Source organism: Amycolatopsis kentuckyensis (genome assembly GCF_002155975.1).
In the GTDB taxonomy this organism is placed as follows: domain Bacteria; phylum Actinomycetota; class Actinomycetes; order Mycobacteriales; family Pseudonocardiaceae; genus Amycolatopsis; species Amycolatopsis kentuckyensis.
The window spans coordinates 1-1,463 of sequence record NZ_MUMI01000325.1; the positions used below are offsets into that span (position 1 = coordinate 1).

Below are 1,463 nucleotides of genomic sequence, written 5' to 3' on the forward strand. Positions count from 1 at the left end.
GAGCTCGCCCAGCGCGAACACGCCCAGCAGCACGTCGAGCAGGTGGCCTCGGACAATGCCGCGCACCAGCGGCGGCTGGCCGAGGACGCGCGGGTCGACGCGGCGGAACGGCGGATCACCGAGCTCTACACCAAGGCGGCCGACCAGCTGGGCTCAGAGAAGACACCGATCCGGCTGGCCGGCCTGTACGCGCTGGAGCGGCTGGCCCAGAACACACCGGACCAGCGGCAGACGATCGTCAACCTGCTCTGCGCCTACCTCCGGCTGCCGTACACGCTGCCCACCGGATCCCGGCTGCCACCCTGGTCGTCGTTGCGTGCGCCCGGCGCGGACCAGGACGAGCCCGGCACCGAAGAACCCCCGGGCGACCAGGAGCTCGAGGTGCGCACGACGGCCCAGCGCATCCTGGCCGACCACCTCTACCCCGGCGGCACGGCGGAGGTGGCGCGCCCGGAGTTCTGGCCCGGGATCACCCTCAACCTGACGGGCGCCCTGCTGTGCCACTTCGACTTCCGGGGGTGCCGGGTCGGCAACGTCCGGTTCGGCGGCGCCCGGTTCGCCGGCTGGACCCGCTTCGAGGACGTCGAATTCACCGGCTACGCCATCTTCGGCGGCAGCGAGTTCGACCGGTCCGCGAACTTCAAGCGGGCCCGCTTCCACGGCTCGGCGCTGTTCCGGGGAGCAACCTTCCGCAACGGCGCGCTGTTCGACGAAGCCGTGTTCCGCGACGAGGCCGTGTTCGGCGGCGTGCGCATGATCGACGGCGTCCCCCACCAGGACGGCGCCGTGTTCGGCGGCGCCGTCTCCTTCGCCGCCGCGACCTTCGAACGAGACGTCGTCCTAGACCAGGTCCAGGTGGCGGACGGCGCTGACGGCCATGTCTGGCCTCCGGAGGCTAGGTTGGGGCCATGAGCGCTGATCTGGAGCAGGTTCGCACGCTGTCGCTGCAGGAGCACGGCCTCGCCACCGTCGCCACGACGCGCGCCGACGGCACGGTGCACGCCTCCGTCGTCAACGCCGGTGTCATCGACGATCCGGTGACCGGCGTCCCGGGTGTCGCGTACGTCGCCGTCGGGAAGGCGCACAAGCTCGCTCTGCTGCGGCGGGCCGGGCACGCCACCCTCACGTTCCGGCGCGGCTGGAACTGGCTGTCGGTCACCGGCGCCACCCACCTCATCGGGCCCGACGACCCCGACCCGGCGTTCGACCCCGCGGGCCTGCCGCAGCTGCTGCGTGACGTCTTCATCGCCGCCACCGGAACCCACGACGACTGGGCCGAGTACGACCGCGTGATGGCCGAAGAGCGGCGGGTCGCGGTGTTCGTCCGGGCAGACCGGATAATCGGCAATCCCTGACCCCTCTGGCCCCAGGAGTCGTCCCGTTGTCCGAGTCCCCGCCCCGCGTCAGCACACCGGTCAAGGTCCTCGTCGGCTTGCTCATGGTCGCCGACGCCGGGTTCGCCG

General features: G+C 71.8%; 2 protein-coding genes. Both read left to right on the plus strand.

Features of this window, described 5'->3' with window-relative positions; all coding sequences use genetic code 11:
- Positions 1 to 912: pentapeptide repeat-containing protein (locus CCN39_RS29375; RefSeq protein ID WP_086847415.1), on the plus strand; the 912-nt coding region annotated here is incomplete at its 5' end.
- Entirely contained in the window at positions 909 to 1,355 is a 447-nt protein-coding gene (locus CCN39_RS29380) for a pyridoxamine 5'-phosphate oxidase family protein (RefSeq protein WP_086847417.1), read from the plus strand. The genes CCN39_RS29375 and CCN39_RS29380, both read left to right, overlap by 4 nt.
- The last annotated feature ends 108 nt before the right edge of the window (positions 1,356 to 1,463 follow it).